Origin of the sequence: Methanocaldococcus fervens AG86 (assembly GCF_000023985.1) — an archaeon.
Taxonomy (GTDB): Archaea; AGJL01; Methanococci; order Methanococcales; family Methanocaldococcaceae; genus Methanocaldococcus; species Methanocaldococcus fervens.
The window spans coordinates 920,202-943,958 of sequence record NC_013156.1 but is presented as its reverse complement, the minus strand read 5'-3'; the positions used below and the strand labels follow the sequence as shown (position 1 = coordinate 943,958).

26 protein-coding genes are annotated in these 23,757 nt (G+C 31.6%); 10 read left to right on the top strand and 16 right to left on the bottom strand.

Going from position 1 to position 23,757, the window contains the following annotated elements:
* Positions 1-5: 5 nt before the first annotated feature.
* The 3 genes from MEFER_RS05080 to MEFER_RS05070 all read right to left on the bottom strand — a co-directional run bounded on the left by MEFER_RS05080 (position 6) and on the right by MEFER_RS05070 (position 2,807).
* Positions 6-572 (bottom strand): methanogenesis marker 17 protein, encoded by a 567-nt coding sequence (locus MEFER_RS05080; RefSeq protein WP_015791558.1) that lies wholly within the window; start codon positions 570-572, stop codon positions 6-8.
* 27 nt (positions 573-599) lie between these two features.
* Positions 600-1,838, bottom strand: coding sequence for a methanogenesis marker 15 protein (locus MEFER_RS05075; RefSeq protein WP_015791557.1), 1,239 nt, complete (start codon positions 1,836-1,838; stop codon positions 600-602).
* Positions 1,839-1,922: 84 nt separating this feature from the next.
* Positions 1,923-2,807, bottom strand: coding sequence for an AIR synthase related protein (locus tag MEFER_RS05070; protein WP_015791556.1), 885 nt, complete (start codon positions 2,805-2,807; stop codon positions 1,923-1,925).
* Positions 2,808-2,950: 143 nt separating this feature from the next.
* Here MEFER_RS05070 and argH point away from each other — a divergent pair, with 143 nt between their 5' ends.
* Positions 2,951-4,405, top strand: coding sequence for an argininosuccinate lyase (gene argH, locus MEFER_RS05065; RefSeq protein ID WP_015791555.1), 1,455 nt, complete (start codon positions 2,951-2,953; stop codon positions 4,403-4,405).
* Here the strand turns inward: argH and MEFER_RS05060 are convergent.
* The 10 genes from MEFER_RS05060 to cofG form a co-directional block, all read right to left on the bottom strand.
* Positions 4,388-5,080: a metal-dependent hydrolase gene (locus MEFER_RS05060; RefSeq protein ID WP_015791554.1), complete on the bottom strand. Its 693-nt coding sequence runs from the start codon at positions 5,078-5,080 to the stop codon at positions 4,388-4,390. The genes argH and MEFER_RS05060 overlap by 18 nt on opposite strands.
* Positions 5,081-5,089: 9 nt before the next feature.
* Positions 5,090-5,398: a WYL domain-containing protein gene (locus tag MEFER_RS05055; RefSeq protein WP_015791553.1), complete on the bottom strand. Its 309-nt coding sequence runs from the start codon at positions 5,396-5,398 to the stop codon at positions 5,090-5,092.
* Between the two features lie 4 nt (positions 5,399-5,402).
* Positions 5,403-7,331, bottom strand: coding sequence for an ATP-dependent nuclease (locus MEFER_RS05050; protein ID WP_015791552.1), 1,929 nt, complete (start codon positions 7,329-7,331; stop codon positions 5,403-5,405).
* 116 nt (positions 7,332-7,447) lie between these two features.
* Positions 7,448-7,597, bottom strand: coding sequence for a DUF2283 domain-containing protein (locus tag MEFER_RS08535; protein ID WP_015791551.1), 150 nt, complete (start codon positions 7,595-7,597; stop codon positions 7,448-7,450).
* Positions 7,594-7,764, bottom strand: a complete 171-nt coding sequence (locus MEFER_RS08530) for a hypothetical protein (protein ID WP_015791550.1) — start codon at positions 7,762-7,764, stop codon at positions 7,594-7,596. Before MEFER_RS08530 ends, MEFER_RS08535 begins: the two co-directional genes overlap by 4 nt.
* Positions 7,765-8,020: 256 nt before the next feature.
* A complete protein-coding gene (gene hmdC, locus MEFER_RS05040; protein WP_015791548.1) occupies positions 8,021-9,538 on the bottom strand; it encodes a 5,10-methenyltetrahydromethanopterin hydrogenase cofactor biosynthesis protein HmdC in 1,518 nt (505 codons plus the stop codon).
* Positions 9,539-9,554: 16 nt separating this feature from the next.
* Positions 9,555-10,094: a hypothetical protein gene (locus tag MEFER_RS05035; protein WP_015791547.1), complete on the bottom strand. Its 540-nt coding sequence runs from the start codon at positions 10,092-10,094 to the stop codon at positions 9,555-9,557.
* Positions 10,095-10,112: 18 nt separating this feature from the next.
* Complete coding sequence (gene hmdB, locus MEFER_RS05030) at positions 10,113-11,177, bottom strand: 5,10-methenyltetrahydromethanopterin hydrogenase cofactor biosynthesis protein HmdB (protein WP_015791546.1); 1,065 nt, start codon at positions 11,175-11,177, stop codon at positions 10,113-10,115.
* A gap of 92 nt (positions 11,178-11,269) precedes the next feature.
* On the bottom strand, positions 11,270-12,301 hold the full coding sequence (gene hmd, locus MEFER_RS05025; RefSeq protein ID WP_015791545.1) for a 5,10-methenyltetrahydromethanopterin hydrogenase: 1,032 nt from the start codon (positions 12,299-12,301) through the stop codon (positions 11,270-11,272).
* A gap of 214 nt (positions 12,302-12,515) precedes the next feature.
* Positions 12,516-13,592, bottom strand: a complete 1,077-nt coding sequence (gene cofG / locus MEFER_RS05020; protein ID WP_015791544.1) for a 7,8-didemethyl-8-hydroxy-5-deazariboflavin synthase subunit CofG — start codon at positions 13,590-13,592, stop codon at positions 12,516-12,518.
* A gap of 176 nt (positions 13,593-13,768) precedes the next feature.
* On the opposite strand from cofG, the gene eif1A reads away from it, so the two are divergent.
* The 4 genes from eif1A to hypB all read left to right on the top strand — a co-directional run bounded on the left by eif1A (position 13,769) and on the right by hypB (position 16,362).
* Positions 13,769-14,077, top strand: coding sequence for a translation initiation factor eIF-1A (gene eif1A / locus MEFER_RS05015; protein ID WP_015791543.1), 309 nt, complete (start codon positions 13,769-13,771; stop codon positions 14,075-14,077).
* 67 nt (positions 14,078-14,144) lie between these two features.
* Complete coding sequence (locus tag MEFER_RS05010) at positions 14,145-14,999, top strand: serine protein kinase RIO (protein WP_015791542.1); 855 nt, start codon at positions 14,145-14,147, stop codon at positions 14,997-14,999.
* Between the two features lie 28 nt (positions 15,000-15,027).
* Positions 15,028-15,678 carry a KH domain-containing protein gene (locus MEFER_RS05005; RefSeq protein ID WP_015791541.1) on the top strand — a complete coding sequence of 217 codons (651 nt, stop codon included), beginning with the start codon at positions 15,028-15,030 and terminating at the stop codon, positions 15,676-15,678.
* 12 nt (positions 15,679-15,690) lie between these two features.
* Positions 15,691-16,362, top strand: a complete 672-nt coding sequence (gene hypB / locus MEFER_RS05000; protein WP_015791540.1) for a hydrogenase nickel incorporation protein HypB — start codon at positions 15,691-15,693, stop codon at positions 16,360-16,362.
* On the opposite strand, the gene MEFER_RS04995 is transcribed toward hypB, so the two are convergent.
* The 3 genes from MEFER_RS04995 to trm14 form a co-directional block, all read right to left on the bottom strand.
* A complete protein-coding gene (locus tag MEFER_RS04995; protein WP_015791539.1) occupies positions 16,349-17,134 on the bottom strand; it encodes a sulfite exporter TauE/SafE family protein in 786 nt (261 codons plus the stop codon). The genes hypB and MEFER_RS04995 overlap by 14 nt on opposite strands.
* 247 nt (positions 17,135-17,381) lie before the next feature.
* Complete coding sequence (locus tag MEFER_RS04990) at positions 17,382-18,185, bottom strand: DUF63 family protein (RefSeq protein WP_015791538.1); 804 nt, start codon at positions 18,183-18,185, stop codon at positions 17,382-17,384.
* Between the two features lie 131 nt (positions 18,186-18,316).
* Positions 18,317-19,462, bottom strand: coding sequence for a tRNA (guanine(6)-N2)-methyltransferase (gene trm14 / locus MEFER_RS04985; RefSeq protein ID WP_015791537.1), 1,146 nt, complete (start codon positions 19,460-19,462; stop codon positions 18,317-18,319).
* A gap of 73 nt (positions 19,463-19,535) precedes the next feature.
* On the opposite strand from trm14, the gene MEFER_RS04980 reads away from it, so the two are divergent.
* From MEFER_RS04980 to MEFER_RS04960, 5 genes are all read left to right on the top strand, one after another.
* Complete coding sequence (locus MEFER_RS04980) at positions 19,536-19,775, top strand: DUF4040 domain-containing protein (RefSeq protein WP_015791536.1); 240 nt, start codon at positions 19,536-19,538, stop codon at positions 19,773-19,775.
* Positions 19,776-19,866: 91 nt separating this feature from the next.
* A complete protein-coding gene (gene tgtA, locus MEFER_RS04975; protein ID WP_015791535.1) occupies positions 19,867-21,843 on the top strand; it encodes a tRNA guanosine(15) transglycosylase TgtA in 1,977 nt (658 codons plus the stop codon).
* Positions 21,830-22,153 carry a gamma-glutamylcyclotransferase family protein gene (locus MEFER_RS04970; RefSeq protein WP_015791534.1) on the top strand — a complete coding sequence of 108 codons (324 nt, stop codon included), beginning with the start codon at positions 21,830-21,832 and terminating at the stop codon, positions 22,151-22,153. The genes tgtA and MEFER_RS04970 overlap by 14 nt, the downstream gene beginning before the upstream one ends.
* A 51-nt stretch (positions 22,154-22,204) precedes the next feature.
* A complete protein-coding gene (locus MEFER_RS04965) occupies positions 22,205-22,816 on the top strand; it encodes a precorrin-2 dehydrogenase/sirohydrochlorin ferrochelatase family protein (RefSeq protein ID WP_015791533.1) in 612 nt (203 codons plus the stop codon).
* An 85-nt stretch (positions 22,817-22,901) separates the two neighbouring features.
* Positions 22,902-23,756: a zinc metalloprotease HtpX gene (locus MEFER_RS04960; protein ID WP_015791532.1), complete on the top strand. Its 855-nt coding sequence runs from the start codon at positions 22,902-22,904 to the stop codon at positions 23,754-23,756.
* Position 23,757: the final 1 nt, after the last annotated feature.

Here is a 23,757-nt window from a genome sequence, read left to right as displayed (position 1 = left end):
TTTATTTAATAATAACCAGCAGTGTTCATAGTCTCCAACTTTTCCTTTAATTTTAAAGCCTCTTCATTTTCTTCTGGCTTTATAGGTCTTTCTGAGGCTATTGAAACTATCGCCTTATCTATATAATTATTTCTAATTCTCATACCTTCTGGAAACACTCTATTCATAAAATCCATTACTTTCTCTATAAAATCCTTGCTTGTATCGTAGATGTCCATATCTAAGTCAATATCTGAATCTGTGATAATTTCAAACCTTGATGGTTGGTCTATAACATGTATTTTTTTCAATAGGTATGGAACATAGGTCTCGTCAGTAATCTTTAACTTATATATTATTTTATCCCCTTCTTTCTTCTGCTCAACAATCTCAGCGAAATCTCTAAGCTTAATTATCTTTCTTGTAGGTTTTGGTAAAACTCCCAATATAAAATATGGTTCCTTTTCTTTAGCAATGAATTCAACTCTAATTATTGACTTCCCTAACAACAAATCTTCCAATGCAGTTTGTATAACTTTTGTATAAATTTCTTTTCCAGCTTTATCTTCACAATGAACAATTATCTCAGCCATACTCCCCCTCACCAAAAAATTAAAAAATTATGCCTTTATCTTCTTGTATCTAAATCCTGAAGATAGTAAAGCGGCTCCAACAGCTCCAATTAATTGTGAGTATCTTGGAACAATAATTTTCCTTCCTAAAACTTCTTCCATAGCTACAACTAGACCCTTCAACAAACTACTTCCCCCAACCAATATAACTGGGTCTCTAACATCAACCTCCTGCAATTGCTGCTCAAACACTTGCTCAGCAACTGAGTGAGCTGCTGCTGCGGCCACATCCTCTGCCTTAGCCCCTTCAGCCAATGCAGTAACCAAATCCTGAATACCAAAGACAATACAGTAGCTGTTCATATTTATTTTTCTCCAATCTCCTTTAGCTGCCAATTCTCCGAGCTCTTGTAAGGAAACTCCCAATCTTCTTGCAGTAATTTCAAAGAACCTACCACTTGCCCCAGCACAGATTCCTCCCATTGTAAATCCATCTGGAATCGCATCATATAGGGAGATAGCTTTGTTGTCCATCCCTCCAATATCAATAACTGTTGCCTCTCCCTCTTGTTTATCTGCTAAATAAGCAGCTCCTTTTGAGTTGACTGTCAACTCCTCCTGTATTAAATCAGCTTTGAAGTATTCTCCAACCGTATATCTCCCATATCCTGTAGTTCCTATTGTTTCAACTTGGTCTAATGATATGCCAGCCTCCTTTAATGCATTATCAACAGCTTCTTTAGCAGATTCAATAACATCCTTTGTGTAAATCCATCCTGTTCCAGCAACTTCGTCATCTATCATAACAACAGCTTTTGTCGTTGTTGAACCACTGTCAATACCTAAACTTATTCCTTCCTGTTTCTTTCTTGCCAATAAAGATTTTCTTTCAACGATTGTAGTTAATGCCTCCATTCTTGTTAATAACTCAGAGGCTTTTGTTCTCTCTGTAAATGAATACATAACAACCGGTAGATTTGTGTTCTGTTGTATGAGCTTCCTAACTTCATTCCTAACTAAAGCTCCTTCGGCACATCTGAAACATGTGGCTATAAATACAGCCTCAGCATCGGTATTTCCTTCAATAATCGACATTGCCCTTGCAAACATTAACTTTAAATTGGCTGAGCCAACTTTAAATCCTAATCTATCTTCAACCTCATCAATATATGATAAATCAACTTCAGGAAAAACCAGTTCTCCACCAACCTTTTGAGCTGCTTTTTCAATTTCGTGATAGACTCCACTCCACTCTGCTCCACATGTTAATAAGGCAATCTTTACCATTAACTTCACCCAAATTTAATATTTATATAGAAATGAAACTTTTAAGAAAAGTTTCATCAAAATATAGTTTTATTTAATTTAGCTTTAATATTTATATGGAAATTTCTTTATTAATTCTAACATTTTATTTTCAGATATATATTCCTTTGTGCCTACAATCAGCTTTGGTTTTTCCAATATTCTACCAAACAATACTAAAGGACATTTATTCTTTAATGCTATATCCAATACCTTATCGTACTCCTCTTCTGGCAAAGCAATTATGTAAGTTCCTAAATATCTTGTAGCCCTTGGATGTGGGAGGGATTTTATTTCAGCTCCTTTTTTTGCTTTAATCAACATCTCCAATAGATTTCCCAACCATCCTCCTCTTGATGCATCTTTACATGCATTTACTTTTATTCCATTTTCTAAAATCTCTAAGTATGTGTCAAATTTTTTCTTTGCCTTATAAACCCTCTCTCCAATATCCCCCTCTACTGGATCTCCGAGCATAATTAATAAATCCCCCTCTTTAGCTCCTCCATCCCTTATTATTAAATTTTCATCAATCAACTCCCCAAAAACAGCTACTGAAATACATGATTTTAGCTCTTCAACTGTCTGTGTATTCCCCCCAATTATTGGAATGCCTAAACCAATACTCTGCCTCCTTAAACCATCAACAGCCAATTTTATCTCATCTTCATTCTTTGCCTGAATTACATTCAATGCAAATTTTGGTTTAGCTCCCATTGCAACAACATCACATGTAGTGTGAATTAAAGCTGTCTTAGCCCCTAATTTTAGAGGATACGGCCCCTCCATATTAATAACCATATCTTTTATAACAACTGCGTCATCTCCAGCTTTGATTCCACTCTTTAAATCATCAATTAAATCATCAAAATGCCAAAACGCCTTTCTTGGATAATTTGTTTCTAATATATGGTTTATAGCCATATTTAGTTCATATTCAAAATTTTCCATGTTTACACCTAAAGTAAAGTGTATTTAAATGGTTTATACACATTTTAGTTGAAACATACAAACTCAAACTATATAATCTTTATAATTAAATATCAAATTATCGAATAATAATTATCATTTCAAAAGATGTTTTTGGTGAAAACATGAACATTTTAAGAAGAGGAAGATTAGGAAGTTCAATAAAAGAAGATGTGGCAAGATATACAACGAGCTTAGATTTTGACAAAGAGATTTTTGAAGCTGATATTTTATGCGATATTGCCCATGTAATAATGCTTTATGAGCAGAAAATAATAAAGAAAGAAGACGCAAAAAAGATTATTGAAGGTTTGAAAGAGATTTATAAAAAAGGAATGGAAAATCTAAATTTAGACCCTTCTTTAGATGACATACACATGGTTATTGAAAGTGAATTAATTAAAAAGCTTGGTGAGGATGTAGCTGGAAGAATGCACACTGGAAGGAGTAGGAATGATGAAGTAGCAACAGATTTAAGAATAGCTTTAAGAGAAAAGGTTTTAATAATAGCTAAATCATTGATTGAGATGTTAAAAGACATTTTAAAATTAGCTGAAGAGCATAAGGAGACATTAACTGTTGGATACACTCATTTACAACACGCTCAGCCAGTAACCTTTGCTCATCACCTATTAAGTTATGTTTCAGCAATTGAGAGGGATATTTTAAGGTTGTTGGATGCCTATAAGAGGATAAATATTTCCCCATTGGGTTGTGGTGCATTGGCAACTACAGGATTTAAGATAAATAGGGAGAGAACTAAAGAATTGTTGGGATTTGATGCTTTAATTGAGAACTCAATGGATGGAGTTTCAGCGAGAGACTTTATATTAGAAACAATGGCAGATTTATCAATATTAGGAACAAATTTATCAAAAATTTGTGAAGAATTGGTTTTGTTCTCAACTTACGAGTTTGGAACTATTGAAATAGCAAACGAATTTTGTTCAACATCTTCAATAATGCCTCAAAAGAAAAATCCTGATGTGGCGGAGATAGCGAGAGCTAAATTATCTAAATTAAATGGCAATTTAGTTACTGCCTTAACTATTTTAAAAGCCCTTCCGAACACATATAATAGAGATTTGCAGGAGATAAGCCCACATTTATGGGATAGCATTTATACAACAATAGATACAATAAAAATGATTCATGGAATGCTAAAAACAATAAAAGTGAATAAAGAGAGGATGAAAGAATTAGCTAACGCAAATTATTCAACTGCAACAGAGTTGGCAGATACTTTGGTTAGGGAAACAGGAATTCCATTTAGAACAGCACACGGCTTTGTTGGAGAGGTCGTTAGGAGGAGTATAGAGGAAAAGAAAGATATGATTGAAGTTATTTATGATGTTTTAGAGAAATACAACCTAAAAGTTGATGAAGAAAAAATAAGAAAGGCATTAGATCCTTATGAGAATGTTAAAATGAGAAATGTTATAGGGGGGCCGGCTCCAGAAGAAGTTGAAAGGAGGATAAAGGCTTTTAGAGAAAGATTGGAAAAATATGAGAAAGAGGTTAATGAAAAAATGCAAAAAATAAACAAAATTAAAGAGGAACTTTTATCCTATGAAATTTAATATAATATCTTTCCAAACGTAAACTACCATAAATATCCAAACTGCCACTAAAATATACCCTTCTTTTTTTCTTAGCTTGTAATTTGAGATTGGATGAAAAACTCTAACTCCAGCTGGTGTTGTTGTATCCCCAACTAAATGAGATAAATATCCGGTAGCAACTGGCAGTATGTAGTGGAAACTCCCATCAATCCCTGGATTTAATTTTAAAATATCTAAAATAGCCCAGGCAAAGATTGCAAAAATCATGACCCTTCCAAGCAAAATTTCATTTGTGACCATTAGTAGGGATATTAATCCAGCAAAAACTGCAGATATGGCTGAGAGTTTATAGGCTAAGTATCCTAAAATGAAGGATACAAACAACAACGACCATAATGTATGGGTTAATCCCCTATGCTCTGAAAAATATGGGATTAAATATATTAGAAGAACTGAAACTCCCAAAATGAACAAATCAATGTTAAATATATCTTTTTCAAAAAAATAAAGTAAAATATTTATAAAAACAATTCCTCCAGATACTAAAAGCCCTCTTTTAACAATATCCTCTTTAACGTCATGGTCTAAATCTGGATATAGGGCTCCAGCTAAAGCTAAAAATATCTGCTCTGGTGAAGAAATAAAAGGCAATCCAAAGATAATTCCTAAAATTGTATGTCCTCTCCAATTCATAAAAATCACTTAAATTTTACAAATCACATTAGGTATATGTTTATCTCCATAAGGATTATATTTTGGTCTTGGTTCATTAAAACGCTCATTAAGAGGTTCTATTTTCCTAATTTCATCAACATTAAATAATTTCCATCCTTCAGAATTTCCACTTTCACTGTATCCACTTACTTGATATGCCCTTAGCTTTTTATTCCCCTTTCTATCACAACCAAAGCAGTGTGGTTCTATAATCCTCCAATCCTCTCCTTTATAGTTAATTTTTAGTCTTCTCATCTCTTTTATTGCTTTACATATTATTTCATCTATCTCATCCATAATTTCACTCTCTCAATCTTTCTAATAAATTTTGTAGTTCTTTAGGTAAATGTTCCCATTCACAATATTCTGCTAATGCTTCAGCAAGTTTTGGTTTTGTCATTTTTGCTCCACTTTCAGCATTTAAACTTTTAAGTTTTTTACTAAATTTCATAGAATTTTTAATGCATTCTTCTCGTATTTTAGATATATTTTCAATTGTCCATTTCGTAGTAAGCCACTCTTTATTTAATTTTTCACCTTTCTTTTTGATAACATATTGTTTCCATGATTCATAAATAACTTCTGGTTCAAAAGCATCTTCAAATTCTTTATACCCAATTTTAAATATGTTTTCTTTTGGAATATTTAATTTATTAATAATCTCTTCTGCATTTTCGTCAATATCATTATCAACTAAGATAATAATATCCTCTGGTTTTATAAATTCATGCAAAACTTCTGCAAATTTTGGAATGTTATCTACACTTTTTCTATTGATTAATTTAATTAAATCACTTCTTAATGCAGTTCCATGGAATTTTTCATATATTTTTGGAATAAAAACTTCTTCAGTTTCTCCTTCAACAATTAAAATTTTCCTTGCAAAGAACAAATATATGTTTTCGATACCTAAATCCTTTAGAATTTTTTCAACTACTTTATCATGCGAAATCTTTTTAATTTTTGTTTCACCATTTTTTAAGGATAGTAACCTTATTTTTCTCGCTTCTACTGAATTCATTATAAATGGTGAATGTGTTGTAATAATTACTTGATTTCCACTTTTATAGAAATCCTCAATCACTCTAAGCAAGTCTCTTTGAGCTCTTACATGTAAGTGCGTATCTGGCTCGTCAAATACATACAATGTTGGTTGCTCTTCTTGTTTAGATTTTTTGCATTCAAGTAATGCCATTGTAATTCTTCTTTTTGTTCCATCACCTTTTTTATGAATAGGGATTTCTCCACAATTTTCTAAAAGTTTTGGTTTAATATCTGCGTTTATTTTGTCTGATGTAAAAATTGGTTCGATTTTTATATCTTCAAGTTTTGGTAAATATTTCTTTAATTTATTAACCACATCACCTTCTTTAAGTTCTCTCTCAATATTTTCCGAATATTCCTTTAATTTTTCCAGTATAAATTCTTCAATAGTTTTTTCTTCTGAAATTTTTTCTTTCCAGATATTTTCAATTTTTTCTTTAAAGAACATTTCCTTTATAAACTTTGAAATATCCTCAAAATGTTTCCCATCTAAAAAATAAACATGATATTTTGGAATATTTCCCTCAACAATAATTCTACCATCATTATATACAAATTTCCTTAATTCTTCCAGAACCTTATCCTTTAATTTATTAACCTCAATATCTCCTTCAAGTTTAATCCCAAGTTTTTCTGCGTATTCTTTTAATATATCCTCCTTTTTTTCATTAGATAATGAATTAAAACAATCAGATTCTAAATAATTACAAATTTCCTCTATTCTCAAAAATATATCTAACCTTCCCAAAACTCTATCTTTTAATGTATTTGCTTTAATATTCGACTTAAATTTAACTCCAAGTTTATTTGCAATTTCTGTTAATGTGCTTTTCTTATCATTATCAGCTAATGAATTGAATTTATCTGAATTTAAATAATTACATATTCTCTCTAATTTAGATTTACTAAATAAAATACTAGTTCTTAATGTGATATCTCCATCATTCTTTTCAAATTCTTTAATAAAGGTTTTATCATCAGTTTCTACAACGATGCGTATTTTATTAGTCCCATAATAAAAATCATCTTCTTCAACTGTCTTATTATCGAACATTATTTTTAATGCGTCAACTATTGATGTCTTTCCGCTGTCATTTTCCCCAACTAAAACAGTAATGTCATCTTCAAAACTTATTTCTACATTTTTTAAGCTCCTAAAATTTTCAACCATTAATTTCTTAATCATTCCCCTCCCCCACGTTAATTTGTATCTAATATAAAATTAATTTCTCAAAATTGTTGTATAAAAACATTTATTGTTTATCAAATTAAAGTTTTGAAGTTTTATAAAAATAGAGGTATTTATCCTATGGTAACTTCTCCCTCTTTTAATCCAACAGTATTTAGTCTCTTAATAACTGATTCTTTAATAATTTTTTTCTTTCTCAATAAATAAAGGATTTCAATCCCAATAACATCCCCATTTTCATCAAAATCAAATAAAAATATCATCTAAATCCAAAGTTTTTTAGATTTGACCTTTCTTTATAAACTAACAAGTTATCATTTTCATAATTGTAATCTATTTTAACTCTCTTATTATTTTTCCTCCTTTTCTGTCTTGTGGAAATATTGTAAGTTAAATTTATTTGCAATGGTTCAATTGACTTTATGCTCATAACTATACAACAACATCATATTTTTCATTAAACTCGTAATATACCTTAAAGTTTATCATTCTTCTGCTTTAATATCTCAACTGGTTTATTTTTAGTTAAAATTTTAAATAGCTCTTCTTCATTTGGTATATTATCTTCTCTAAGTTTAATCCTAATTTCAAAGTGTCTGTTTTCTTAAAATTTTCCTTTGTGGCATTAAATAGGTAATTAAGAAATTCATCAATATCCATTAACTTCAATATCTAGAAATAAAATTTTAAATTAAAAGCTCAACTTTTTTATCTCTAATCCTATCTAATATTTTTAAAGCAATGTTTGGAATAAATGTTGTTATATATGCTTTCTCTGAGTTTTCTACAGCTTTTTTATCATCTCCATTGCATGGATAGGCGTTAATGCCATTATCGTTTAAAATCTTAATTGTTGCCCTCTCAACCCAGCTGTCTATATCTGAAATATAAGCTTCCTCTGCCTTTTCAGCAATTGCCCAACTTATATACCTCCCCCCAATCAATCCAACTTTTTCAGCAGATATGTCATCAATTGTTTTATTTACATTTAATTTTTTGCATAGGTTGCTTTCCTTTATACACGCCCAGTGTGCATCTCCTAAATAAAATCCTCCAATGCTGTAAGGATAGATGTTCCCGTTTAAAAACCTGTTTCCTAAGGCGATTGCCTTAACCACATCTTTATCTATGAAACTTGCATTAACATTTCCTGCTTTTATTTCTTCCCTAATTATCCTCATAACTCTTCTCAACCCAAAATTCCCCCTTTTTGCTGTTCCCGGGCTATAACCACACATGTATCCATGATGATTTAATGGAAATCCAGTCAATATTGTATTTAATCCACTTCTTAAACCAATTCTACACTCATCCTCATAAGCTCCATTTGTTGCCACAACCCCTCCTTTAACCAATATCCTTGAAACAGCCACAGCTTTAGCGAATACTTTTAATCTATCTTTAGCTCTGTTAAATGGTGCTCCTTCAACAACAAACACATCAACATCTAAGTCAATGCATGCCTTAATCCCAGTTATTAAATCATCATGTCCGTCTCCAATGTGGAAAATTCCTTCTAAACCTTTACCATATTTTTTAGCTGCCTCTGCAACTACCTCCATCTCATCCAATGGAGCTGCATGCTCCTCTCCACCCTGCTCTTCAACAACATTTATACACACTGTTGAAGCCAATCTAACCCAATCTTCAAACTCATTGGCATGTTCTTTCTCCTTCTCTATTAATCTTTTATGAATTCTATCTCTTGGACATCCTTTAAACGGAGGGCCTTTAAAATAACAATCTCCATAGCAATGGGTTATTTCCTTTGGAAACCTCATTGGGCCATATTTTCCAAAGTGGTCTATATCTATTGGAACATCAACATTTTCTAAAACCATTTTTAAAACATCTATGGGATTTAATCCTTCTTTTTCAGCAATATCTGCTACCGCATAACTGCAGATATGGATTGGAAATCCCATATAATCGGTCAATATACAATTTTCAATAAATTGGGTTAATGTTAATGATGATGAACACGGTCCTACACCAATTTCAATTAAATCACAACCCATTGGAAATTTTCTTAAATTACTTCCTAATTTTTGTATTTCTTCTAAGGATAGGTCATCAACCGCATCAACAACCTCAACTATATCACTTTCCTTTAGTTTCTTCTCATTTATTTTTTTTAATACAATTTTTCTTAATTCTAACGCCGCATCTAAGTTATTTACTGCCTCTTTTATTAGATCTCTCATAATTTCACCAAAACTTTTATTTAATTTTCCTAATCGATTGGATAATCTGTAAGTATCTATCTTCAATCCTTTCAACTAATTTCAAATCATAGTTGTGAGTCTTTAGTACTATAGCGTTTTTTAAATCTTCTATATTTGGAAAATAGTCTGGGATTATTAAAATGCCATCATTCGAGATTTTTAAACGCAAATCTTCAACAACCTTTCTAACAAACTCTGTTCTTGGATTAACCTTTACATTTAAACCTTTAGCCAAATTTTTTATCACCTTTTCTTTATTTTTTAATAAACTTATTGATTGATTTATTTTTTCTTCATTTCCAATGCCCAATTTTTTTAGCTCTTTAAGACTCTCGATTAAGTCTTTAAAAGTAGCTGATTTTACTTCAAAAATCTCCACTTCTGGATTTAATTTTTTAACTCTCCCCTGATATCCCTTGGATATGATTAAAAAATCACAATCAACTTTTTCATTATAGGGGTTAACTACCTCATAATCTTCCAATCCAATTAAATCTGCAATCTCTTCATACATTTTGGTTATTCCAATCTTCATAATTTCCCAGTAAAAATTTTAGTAAGTTTTTAAATAATTTTCAAACTTCTCCCAATCCAATTTTGGTTTTAATCCCAAATCCATAATCATCTTAACAACTTCCTCTAAATTACCAGTTTTTGGACTACCTACTCCTTTAATGTTTATTGGATGATTTTTAGGGATAACGGTGGCTATATTGCTTGCTCCAGCAAATAAGGCAAATTGAACCAATTCAGCTCCAATTGTTGGTGTTGGGGATGTGATCCTAATATTTGGAAACAGCAGCCTTGTTATGGCTATTGTCTTAGCCTGCTCTAAAGCAGAGCACTTTGGATGATTTTCCATAGGCGTTCCTTTGTATGGATTGAATCCCATTATTGGTATCTCTCCAACCTCCAACTCATTTTTTAAATAAAATAAATGCTCCACTCTGTCTTCATAACTCTCTCCAATACCAATTAACAAACCAGATGAGAGCTCAATGCCATATTTATTGACCAATTTACAAACTCTTATCCTATCTTCTAACTCTTCTCCTGGTTTAACCTTTTTAAAAAGTTCTTCATTTATTGTTTCCAAATTACAGCAGATTGTATCAATTTCATATTTTTTTAATTCTTTTACAGCTTCTTCAGTTAAATCAGCCCCAGCATTAACTAAAACCTCTAAGTTTGTATTCTCTTTAACTATTTTTAAAGCTCTAATTACCTCTTTACCTCCATAACCATGTGCAGAAGAGCAACTAACTCTTCTTATACCACTCTCTTCAATGGCTATTGCCGATTTTTTTATTTCCTCATCTGTTAATCTAAATGGCTTATAATAGCCTTCTTTTGATGTTCCAGCTGCAAAACCGCAATATAGACACTTTGGATGAACCTTACAGATATTTGTTATGTGTATGGTTGAAGTTATTTCAATCTCTTTCTTAAAAAAGTCCCTAACTTCTGAAGCTAATCTAAATAATTGCAGATAATCTTTCCATTTGTCTATTTTAAATAATTTTAACGTCTCATCTTTATCTATAAGCCCATTTTTTATAAATTCTTTGTTTCCATCTTTTAATTCTTTAAAATTCTCCTCTATCTTTTTAAATACCATTGCATCACCAAATTATACGATGATAAACTTAAAAAAGATGAAGTTTTCTATAAATTCAATTATAAAAAATAAAAAAAAGATTTAAAAGTTATTTATTGTTTTTTGTGTTTTTCTAAGACTTTTAAAGCTGTTGGTAAGACATCTGCTAATGGACCAAAGCACATACTGTCTGCAGTTCCTAACAATGCTCCTGGATCTAAAGCTTCTTCCATGTTAGCGATTCCTTTCTCTTTCATTAAGTTGTGGAGCTGTGTTAATGCTTCATCTGCCATCATTTGAGCGAAGTCAGCTGGAGCTCCTAAGATTTTTGTAACTGCATCTCTGTAAGCTAATAAAGCAGCATAGACTGTTGCTGTAACTGCTGAACACATGTCACAGACTGGACCGATTAAGTTAGCTGGCATTCTGTATGCGTTTCCTCTTGCGATCTTACCGATTTCGTATAATTTGTTAACTGCCTCTTCACTTGCGTATCCTTCAGCAATGTAAACTTGTCCTTTCATTTCTGGAACACATCCTGGGTGATATGATGTAATGTTTAAGTCGTCTCTTCCTAAATCCTTAAAGATTTTTGCGAATTTTGTTGTTGGAATTGTACATGCGTGAGTTACGATAGCTCCTTCTGGGATTGCGTCTGCAAACTTCTTAATAATGTCTGGCTGTTTATTTCCTTTTGGTAACCATGTTAAAACTATGTCTGCATCTGCTACCGCTTCTCTATCATCTGCTGTTACTTTTAAACCAACGTCTTCTGGGTGGACAAAGTGTATACATGCTTTTGGTGGTTTTGGCAACTCTTTTGCCTTTGCCTTAACAACTTCTCTGATTTTTGGCATTATGCTTTCAGGGTTTCCGTTTAAGTGAGCTTCCATAACTTCTTTTGGATCAAATTCATCGATAATAACTAACCCTGGCTCTTCAGCAAAGCATGGATCTGAAACAATAACCTCTTTAACATCAGGAACTAAGTGTAAAAGCTCAGCTCCCATTGTAATTGTTGAGTGTGTTAAAGCGATTTCTGGTTTTCCTACTTCTTTAGCAACTTGTGAAGCTCTCATGAAATTGGTTATACCTGCAGCTGCGTGGGTTCTGTAACATCCTGCACCTAATATTGCTACTTTCATACTCTCACCTTTTTTAGTATTATAATAAGTAGTAATATTAACATTATGTTTTGTATTATATAAAATTTTCTATTTGAATTAAAATAGTAAATAGCATATAATAATTATTATTTCCCAAATAATTTTTCTAATACCTTTTAATGTTCGTTAAACTTTTATTGGTATGGAGTTAAGGGATATTAAAATATTTAATAAGATATAAATATCCCAAAGTTTATTCTTTCAACCATCCTATCTCAACAATTTTGCTGTAAACTTTCTCACTCAGCCACTCTCTACTTATGTATTTATCGTAGACGGGTAATCTCATCTTTAATTTCAACCCCAACTCTTCAGTCCATTCTCTTAACTCTTTAACTTCTGGCCACTCTGCCTCTGGATTTACATAATCTTTTGTTAATGGAGAAACTCCTCCCCAATCATCAACTCCAGCTAATAAAAACAACTGTCCAGTTTCCCTATTTAAATTTGGAGGAATTTGGATTGAAATATCGCTCAAAATTAGCTTTGCTAAAATAATAACTTTTAACATCTTTATTGGCGATGGCTCCTTATATTTTTCCATTGGAATTCCTTTCTTAGCCCTAAAGTTTTGAATTATAACCTCCTGTATATGCCCGTACTTTTCGTGAATCTCCTTTATTTTGAATAAAGAATCGACAATCTCTTCATTTGTTTCGCCAATTCCAATCAACAAACCTGTTGTGAATGGTATCTTCAACTTTCCAGCATTTTCAATCATCTCTATCCTTAACTTTGGATGTTTTCCAGGGCTGTGTTTATGGGCTATTGTATCCATTAACCTTTCAGAGGCGTTTTCTAACATCAAACCCATGGATGCATTAACCTCTCTAAGCATCTTTAACTCATCATAGCTTAATATTCCACAGTTAGTATGGGGCAATAAGGAAGTGTTATTTAATGTCCACTCCTCTAAATCGTAGAGATATTCTAAAATGCTTTCATAACCCATAGATTTTAACTGCTCTTTAATCTCTTTATTTTCATCTACATTCTCTCCGAATGTAAATAAAGCCTCTCTACAACCTAACTTATCCCCTTTTAATAAAATTTCTTTAACGTCATTTGGTTTCATTAAAATTGGCTTATCTTCTCTAAAAATGCAATATCCGCATCTATTTCTACACCACTTTGATAATGGAATAAAGACGTTTTTTGAGTAGGTTATGTATTCCCTCTTAAATGTATTGTTAATTTGAGCTAACTTATCTAATATCTCTTTAGAAGATGTTGAATTGAGGAAGTTAATTGCTTCTTCTCTACTTATCATCTTTATCCACCTTTGGCCAAATAATGCATAAAAATCATACAACAGATATATATACTGTGGAGTATATAAAATAGTACAAATAAGCGTTAGAAACTAATGTTTATCAAAACACCAAATCCAAGATTTTATAACTATGAAAAACACAAAAATAAAATTTAATTAAAAAAGGTGATAGCATGGCTGAACAGCAACAAGAACAGCAAATTAGAGTAAGACTTCCGAAAAAAGAAGAGAACGAGATTTTAGGGATTATAGAACAAATGTTAGGGGCAAGTAGGGTTAGAGTTAGATGTTTAGATGGAAAAACAAGATTGGGAAGAATCCCTGGTAGATTAAAGAATAGAATTTGGGTTAGAGAAGGAGACATAGTTATAGTAAAACCATGGGAAGTTCAAGGAGATCAAAAATGTGATATCATATGGAGATATACAAAAACACAGGTAGAATGGCTTAAGAGAAAGGGTTATCTGGATGAGTTATTATAAACTAAAATAAAATTTGGTATATTAATAGGGCGGAGATCTATGGAATGTAAACTTTTAGAAAAAGGTGATGTCTATAGCTAAAAACATTGAAGATGAGCTTTACGAATTAAATAAATTATTATCTGAGAAGGAAGAATTTCAATTGGATAGAGAATATCAAAAAGAAATTTTAGAGAAAGAGAGAAAATTTTTAGAAGATTTAAAAACAGCTAACGAAGTTTTTGATAAAAGAACCTTAATGACTTTATTTAGTTTATTGGCTGGAAAACATTTGACAGAATATATAGGAGTTGTTAGCTCTGGGAAGGAGGCGGTGGTCTTTAAAGCAAGGAAAGGAAAGTTTTACAGAGCAGTTAAAGTTTATAGAGTAGCTACATGTGATTTTAAGACGATGAGCAAATACATCCAAGGAGACCCGAGATTTCATTTAAGAAAGAGTAGTAGGAGGCAGATTATCCACGCATGGGTAGAAAAAGAATTCAGAAACCTTAAAAGAGCTTCTGAAATTATAAACGCACCAAAGGCAAGATTAAGGAGGGAGAATGTTTTAGTTATGGATTTTGTTGGATATAGGGGAATTCCAGCTCCAAAACTTAAAGATGTGCAGGATTTAGATTGGGAGAGATGTTTTAAAATTATAAAAGAGAGTATGAAAAAGCTTTATGAAGAGGGGGAGTTAGTTCATGGAGATTTGAGCGAATACAATATATTGGTTAAGGATGATGAGCCTGTGTTTATAGATTTTTCCCAAAGTGTTGTAACTCAGCATCCATTAGCTCAGCCATTATTGATTAGAGATTGTATAAATATAGCGAATTTCTTTAGAAGGAAGAGAATTAATTGCAATTACAAAGATTTATATAGATATATAACTGGAAAGGATATAAATCCGATTGATGAGGCAATGATTAAGCAACTATAATTTATTTTTTCTTTTTACGGTGGTAATTATGGTTTTTGGAAATGTTGGACAAGATAAAAGTATAGAGATTTTAAAAATTCCAAGGGAGAGAGTTGGTGTTTTAATAGGAAAAAAAGGAAGTGTCAAAAAAGCTATTGAAAAAGAATTAGGCGTTAAGTTGGAAATTGATGAAGATGGAACTGTAACTATTTACGGAACTGAAAAACAAAAAGACCCATTAGCTGTTTGGAAGGCAAAGGATATAGTTAGGGCTATTGGAAGAGGATTTAACCCAGAAATAGCTTTAAGATTGGTTAGTGATGAATATGTTTTGGAAGTTATAGATATTGAGGATTATGCAAACTCAGAAAATGCTGTAAAGAGGTTAAAAGGAAGAGTAATTGGTAAGGAAGGAAAGTCAAGGAGATACATAGAGGAATTGACAGGAGCGAATGTGTCTGTTTATGGAAATACTGTTGCAATAGTTGGAGAACATGAACCAGTTCAAGTAGCTAAAGAAGCTGTTGAAATGCTTTTAAGAGGAGCTTCGCATGCAAGAACATTTAAGTTTTTAGAGAGGGAGAGGCAGAAGATTAAAAGGTCAAGATTTGAACTTTGGAAAAAGAAAAGTGATGTTGATGAATTATATGAGAAGATGAATCCAAATTATGAGGAATTGGAAAATAATGAGGAGGAATAAGTTGGTGATAATATGCATATTGTAGGAGTTTTAGATATTGCAAAAGATATATTGAAGGCTAATAAAAGATTGGCTGATAAGAATAGAAAATTATTAAATAAACACAACGTTGTTGCATTTGATTTTATGGGGGCTATTGGTAGCGGTAAAACGTTATTAATTGAAAAGTTAATTGATAATTTGAAAGATAAGTATAAAATTGGCTGTATTGCTGGGGATGTTATAGCCAAATTTGATGCTGAAAGAATGGAGAAGCATGGGGCTAAGGTAGTTCCATTAAACACAGGTAAGGAGTGCCATTTAGACGCTCATTTAGTAGAGCATGCCTTAGAAGATTTAAACTTAGATGAAATTGACTTATTGTTTGTAGAAAATGTTGGAAATTTAATCTGCCCTGCAGATTTTGATTTAGGAACTCATAAAAGGATTGTTGTAGTATCAACGACTGAAGGTGACGATACAATAGAAAAACATCCTGGAATTATGAAAACAGCGGATTTAATAATAATAAATAAGGTTGATTTGGCAGAGGCTGTTGGAGCTGATGTTAAAAAGATGGAGAACGATGCTAAAAAAATAAATCCAAACGCAGAAGTCATTCTATTAAGCTTAAAGACAATGGAAGGATTTGATAAAGTTTTAGAGTTTATTGAAAAGAGCATTAAAGAAGTTAGAGGAGCATAAACAATCCTATAACTCCCAATATGGCACTTAGCATTATCCTTATATACTTTGGAGAAATTTTTTGATTTAACATTACCCCAATTTTTGAAGAGTAAATTATAGGAATTGATATAATTAAAGCTATTGGGATTGAGACATAACCTATATTGTAAATATAACCCTCAGTATTAGCTGTTAAATATGATATAAGTCCGCCAATTGACGTTAAGGGAACAACACCAATTGAGATTGCAATAATTCTTTTAACAGGATATTTAAACAATGTTAATATTGGAATAACAACTATTCCTCCTCCAATACCAAACAATCCAGATAAAAATCCTGTGATAACCCCACAAATAATAAATTTAGGTAAGTTATCTTCTGTTTCATGAATTTCATCTATATGATGAGATTTTCCCAAATAAATTGCGTTTAATATTAAAAATGTTCCAAATATCTTTTTTAAAACATCTGAGTCAATAAAATTCACTACCAAAAATCCGCTGATATAGGAAAATATTAAGCTAATAATCCCAATTATTATTGATGCCTTCCAATCTATGTTTTTGATTTTTGCATGTCTAAAAATAGATATTATTGAATTTATAAACACAACCAATAAAGAGGTGCCAACTGCAAATTTCACACCGTTAGGAATTCCAAAATAATCAAAAATAAACGTTAAAATTGGAGCTACTAAAAAACCCCCTCCAACGCCTAATAAACTTCCTAATATTCCAATAACAAATCCAACAATTATAAGTAAAGGGAGAAATAAGATAAATTCCATTTAAACACCCAATTAATGATTAGAATCGAATAACCTTAATTTTAAACCTCCATTATTGTTCTAAATGAACCTTTTATTAAAAGGCTCATCAAAACCTAACACCTCCTCGCTACGCTCGGAGGTGTAAATTTACAAATTTATTTAACTACTTTAGCAATTGCCATTATTTAGTATCAAAGGAATATCTCTGCTGACCTTTTAGAAAAAGCTTCACCAAAATTAATTAAATAAAATTAAATAGTCATATTTAAACACCCATTATCGTCCTGAATAAATTCCTAAGTCCTGGAGCTAATCCAAGAGCCATTATGCAGAGCTTTATAATATTTTTTATATTTTCATCTTCAATCTCCCTATTTAAAATATAGAGAACTAATAAAACCACTAAGAGCTTAAAAGGTATGAATGAATAAACTCCAAAAGTCTCCATTAAAAATCTTGGGATTGGATGTTGCTCCCAGTAGCTGTAGATGCCTATTCCAACAGTTGTTGCAGAGGCATCTATTAATTGCCCAATTAAAACATAACTATCAATCTTTGACTGTAGAATATTTAATTTTAATTTTTTATCTAAAAATTTAGCTAAACAATAAAATATCCCAACTAAAATACCAACGTATATGGCCGCTTCTAAATAAACTAAGTGCTTTAAAAATATGTATAAAAAATAAAGCAGTGGAGTCAGTCCAATAACTGCAGATACTTTATAATAATCCTTTTTAAAAATTATTCCAGTAATTAAAATAGTTATTATAAAAAATCCACCAACTAAAAATACAATTCCTGGAGTTATTGTTAAAAAACTTCTTTCTATATGGCCACAATCAACCAAAGCCCTCATTAAAGCAATTAAAACCGTAAAAACAATACCTGGAATCGCAAACTTTTCATCAATATTTATGTTTAGCTTTCTTAAAGCCTTATAAAATAAATATAAAGCTAAGGCCAATATAATTCCATAGGTTATTTCCTGAATTAAATTATATCCAGTTCCTTTTTCAGCTGGTTCAATATAATATTTGTAGATAAAAGTTTTTATTTCTTCAATCATCATTTCCCTCAATATTTTTATAAAATATGTTATTGAACTTTAAAAGTTTTTAACTACAAGAGAGACATTATGAGGGGCTTTAGCCCCTCCTTAATGTATCCCGGGTATACCAATAGGGCGGAGCCCTATGGTCATAAGGTTAGATAAAACACTTTTGTCATTAAACCCCCAAACATAACGTTAAATTCATCTTTAATTTCAAGATTATTTTTTATTATAGCCTCTTTAAACATTTTATCTTCAGCAGTTATGGCTATTAGACGAGAAGAGCCGTGCATAATCTTTTTTGCTGAAGATAAGAATTCATTATATAGTTTTTTTACAGCCCTTTTGCTCCCCATCCTTATGCCATAAGGGGGATTTACCACAATAACATCAACGCTATCAAATACCTCATGCAATTTTGTAGCATCTCCATGAATAAATTTTATTGTGTCTAAAACCTCAGCATTTTTGGCATTCTCTTCAGCTCCATCCAAATATTTTTGATTTCTATCCAATCCAATTATGTTGTATTTATTTTTATTTTCAACAATATCTTCTTTTATTTTATTTAAGAGCTCATAACCAAAAATATCAACAAATTTAAAACCACACTTCTTCTCTCTAAACTTTCCTGGTGGAACATTTCTCTTAATTAAAGCTCCTTCTATTGGAATAGTCCCACTTCCACACATGGGGTCTAAAAAGAGCTCATCATCCTTCCAATCGCTTAAATAAATTAAAGAGGATGCGATAGTGGCATTTATATGGGCTGGGTGGTTAAAAACTCTATATCCTCTTTTATCTAAAGCAACATCTCCAGTTGTATCTATTCCAACAATTAATTCGTCAAATATAACCTCAACTCTAACAATTACATCAGGCTCATCTAAATTAACTTTAAGCCTAACATTTTTGTCTTTTTGATACGACTTTATTACCGCCTCCCCAGCAACCCTCCCAATGTCTATTGATGTAAAGTTATGCTCTCCAGCCCTTAACGGTCTAATGGCAAATGATTGATTTTCATTTATCCACTCTGTCCAGTCAATACTATAAACTCTCTCGTAAATATCCTCTAATGATATATTTGGAATCTCCTCTTTATGTAATAAAATATTCATTCGCTCTATAGTCCTCGATAGATAGTTAATCTTAGGAATTAGCTCTAAATCCCCACTAAAAAATATCCTTCCCTTATTTTCTCTAATTTCTTTAATTTTTCCTCCAAAAAATTCAATCTCATTTTTTGATATGTTTTCAAGTCCCGGAGATAAAGTAACATAATAGTCCATACTATCCCTTACATAGTTTTTTATATTTGCTTGTAATAATCTATTTTATAATGAATGTTTTAAGGTGAGTATAATGGAGGTTATACACTACATAGTTATAATAATGACACTGTTATCAAGTTTAGCAGCCCTATTACAAAAAGATTTAATTAAGTGTGTTATATTATCTGGCTTTTCAGGTTTGTGCATAGCTTATCTATACTATGCGTTATTAGCTCCAGATGTAGCTTTAACAGAGGCAATATTGGGAGGAGCTATTTTGCCAGCTTTATTTGCCTTCACAGTCAGAAGAACACAAAGAATGGATGAATAATAAATTTTGACTTTAGCTATAATATTAGATTTTAAAGCTTTTTTAGTTTTTAATTTTAATAAAAATTAAAACATTCATTGGGAGGATAAACATGATGACCTTTGAGATAAAGCATAGAGATGCCATGGGAAGGATAGGAATTTTAAATATAAACGGAAAGAAAATTGAAACACCAACAATAATGCCTGTTATACATCCAAATCAAAAAAAGCAAATTGTTTCAATGGATTTAATAAATAAGTTGGCTGATGTTATTATTACAAACTCCTACATAACCTACAAAACAAAGCATTTGAGGGAAATTGCTGAAGAAAAGGGAATCCACAAATTAATTGGATTTGATAAGGTAATCGTCACAGATAGCGGTTCTTTTCAGTTGGGAGTTTATGGAGATATTGACGTTAAGCCATTAGAAATTATAGAATTTCAGGAAAGAATTGGGGTTGACGTTGGAACCATCTTAGATATCCCAACACCACCAGATGTTGATAGAGAGAAGGCTGAGAAAGATTTGGAAGAAACTTTAAGGAGGGCTAAGGCATCAATAGAATTAAAAAAGGAGAGAGGATTTAAATTATTGTTAAATGGAACTATTCAGGGATCAACTTATTTGGATTTGAGGCAGAAGTCTGCTAAAGAGATGGCTAAGTTGGGCTTTGATATCTATCCAATTGGGGCGGTTGTTCCATTGATGGAGCAATATAGATACAAGGATGTTGCTGAGATTATAATAAACTCAAAGATGTATCTACCAACAAACAAGCCTGTGCATTTATTTGGCTGTGGTCATCCAATGCTATTTGCCTTAGCTGTTGCTTTAGGCTGTGATTTATTTGACTCTGCGGCTTATGCATTGTATGCTAAAGATGATAGGTATTTAACTGAAAGAGGAACTTTGCATTTAGATGAGCTCAAAGATTTAAAGGCATTTCCATGTTCATGCCCTGTTTGTTCAGAATACACTCCAAAAGAATTGGCAAGTTTAAATAAAAAAGATAGAGAAAGGTTATTGGCAGAACACAATTTATATGTAACTTTTGAAGAGATAAATAGGATAAAGCAGGCAATAAGAGATGGAAGTTTATGGGAGTTGGTTGAGGAGAGGTGTAGATGCCATCCTAAGCTTTTAGAGGGTTACAGAGTTTTAAGGAAATATATGGATTATATCGAAAAATTCGACCCTGTAACAAAAAAATCTGCCTTCTTTTATAGTGGAGTTGAATCAATGTTTAGACCAGAGGTTTTGAGGCATAAGAAGAGATTAAAGAGAATAAAATATGAAAAGGTTTATATTACAACTGTCTCAAGCTCTATAGAAAAACCATATCATGAGAATTTAAATGTGGTAGAAACAGACGTTGATATTTTAATTAAAGACCCTGTTTTTGGATTTATCCCATACTATATAGACACTGTCTACCCGTTATCTCAGCATGAAGTTCCAGAACTCTTTGACCATGAAAAAGAGATGAACAACGAGTTTATCGATGAATTTGTTAATTGGTTAAAGAAAAAAATTGGAGAAGATAACATATTGGATATAATGACATACAATTACTACATAAATTACTTCTCTGCAAATAAAAAAATTGATGCTGATGCTTTAAGGATTAGAAAGATGTTGCAGTACCAATATGGCTTTGATATAATAGATGATGAGCTAATGGATAAGATAAAGGTTGTTAGAAGTAAAACTACAGGTAGATTAAGGCAAGTTTTAGATGAAAATGGAAATATTTTGTTTTCAGTTAGAAGTAACGATAACATGTTAATACCTTCTGAAAAAGGAGCTAAGTTATTGTGGGAAAAGATTCCTTTCCCAAAATATAGGGTTGTTGTTAATAAAGAAGCTGAAGCATTTGCGAGAGAGGGAAGAAATGTTTTTGCTAAATTTGTTGTTGATTGTGATGGGGAGTTAAGACCTTATGAAGAGGTTTTAGTCGTTAATGAGGATGATGAGCTTTTAGCTTATGGGACAACAATTTTAAATGGTATTGAGTTGAGAGAATTTAATTATGGTTTGGCTGTTAAGGTTAGAGGAGGGATTAAAAAATATGAAGAAATATAATGTATTTGCCTACGGAGAGTTGATGAAAAAAGAGAGGTTGTTGGAGTTAATAAATAGAATTCCAAATATGATTAAAGGAAGGGTTTATAATTACGAAAAGTTTTTTGATAAAACTATTGGCTACTATGGAGCTAAGAAAAAAGAAGGGAGTTATATTGACGGCATTATATTATTGGGGATTACAGATAAAGAGTTGGAAGTATTTGATGAGTATGAGGATTTAGATGTTTATTACATTAGAGAAAAAACTATCGCTGTAGGGGAAAATGGGAAGGAATATAATGTTTATATCTATCTAAGAAAATACTAAGAAAATAGATTTTTATTTTCTTTAACTAAGTTTTTAATAGGAGGGATTAGTTTGCTTCCAGTTTTATTATCTTTTGAAGGGAAAAAAATAGCTATATTTGGTTGTGGAAATGTAGGAAAAAGGAGGGCTAAAAAAATATTGAAGAGTGGGGGGGCTGTTGATATCTATTCTAAAGAGTTTGACGAAGAAATAAAGAAATTAAAAGAGAGCAATAAAAACTTAAATCTAATTGAAATTGATGTAAATAAGCTGAGTGATGAAGAGTTAAAAAATATAATAGAAAATTATGATTTTATAATAACAGCCATAAATGATGAGGTTAATAAAAGGATAGTCAAATTAGCTAAAGAGTTGAATAAATTTGTGAATTCTTCAACAAAGGTGGAGGGAGTTAATTTTATAATTCCTGCATATACAGAAGTTGATGAGGTAATATTTAGTATATATACAAAAGGAAAAAGTCCTTTAATGGCTAAGCATATAAGAATTTTTGTTGAAAACTATTTGAAATCAAGTGATATTGATATTATGGCATGTATGAGGGAGTTTTTGAAAGAAACAGTTCCGAATCAAAAAGATAGGGAGAGGATACTAAAAAAGATATTTGAAGATAAGCAATTTAGAGAAGAATTAAAAAGATTGATAAAAAAATGGGAAAAATAAATGGATTTATAGGAGCATAATTTATTTAAACTTCCTATATTTACATTTATTTTGATTATGAGATATAATTAAAGAGGGAATGGTCATGATGAACCAAATAAAAACTTATATACTAATGGCACTTTTGGTAGGGCTGATTTATGTAATATGTATTTTACTGCATATTCATCCATTGATGGCTATAATATTAGCTTTAATTCCAAATATCATAGCCTATTACTTTAGTGATAAATTTGTTTTGATGAGTTACAACGCAAGAATTTTAGATGAGCATGAAATGCCATGGCTCCATCAAATTGTTGAGAGAGTTGCAAGAAAAGCAGGATTGCCAAAACCAAAAGTGGCTATAGTTCCTACAATGACACCAAATGCCTTTGCTACCGGAAGAAATCCTAAAAACGCTGTTGTAGCTGTAACTGAGGGAATATTAAAGCTGTTATCTCCAGAAGAGTTAGAAGGGGTTATTGGGCATGAAATAGCACATATAAAGCATAGGGATATTTTAATAAGCACCATAGTGGCAACATTGGCTGGAGCTATAATATATATTGCCGAATGGATGCTGTATTGGGGAGGAATTTTCTTTGTTGCAAGAGATGAGGATAGCAATCCTTTGGAGTTGATTGGAACAATTTTGTTGCTGATATTGGCCCCAATTGCCGCTACGTTAATACAATTTGCAATTTCAAGGCAGAGAGAGTTTTATGCTGATGAAGAAGGGGCTAAGCTAACCCACCCATTGTGGTTGGCTAATGCATTGGCTAAGTTGGAGAAGGGAGTTGAGATGTATCCATTAGAAAAAGGAAATCCTGCAACAGCACACATGTTTATAGTAAATCCATTTAAAGGAGATTTTATTATGAAGTTGTTTTCAACACACCCTCCAACTGAAGAGAGGATAGAAAGGCTGTTAGAGATGTGTAAAAGAGTTAGGAGATAAA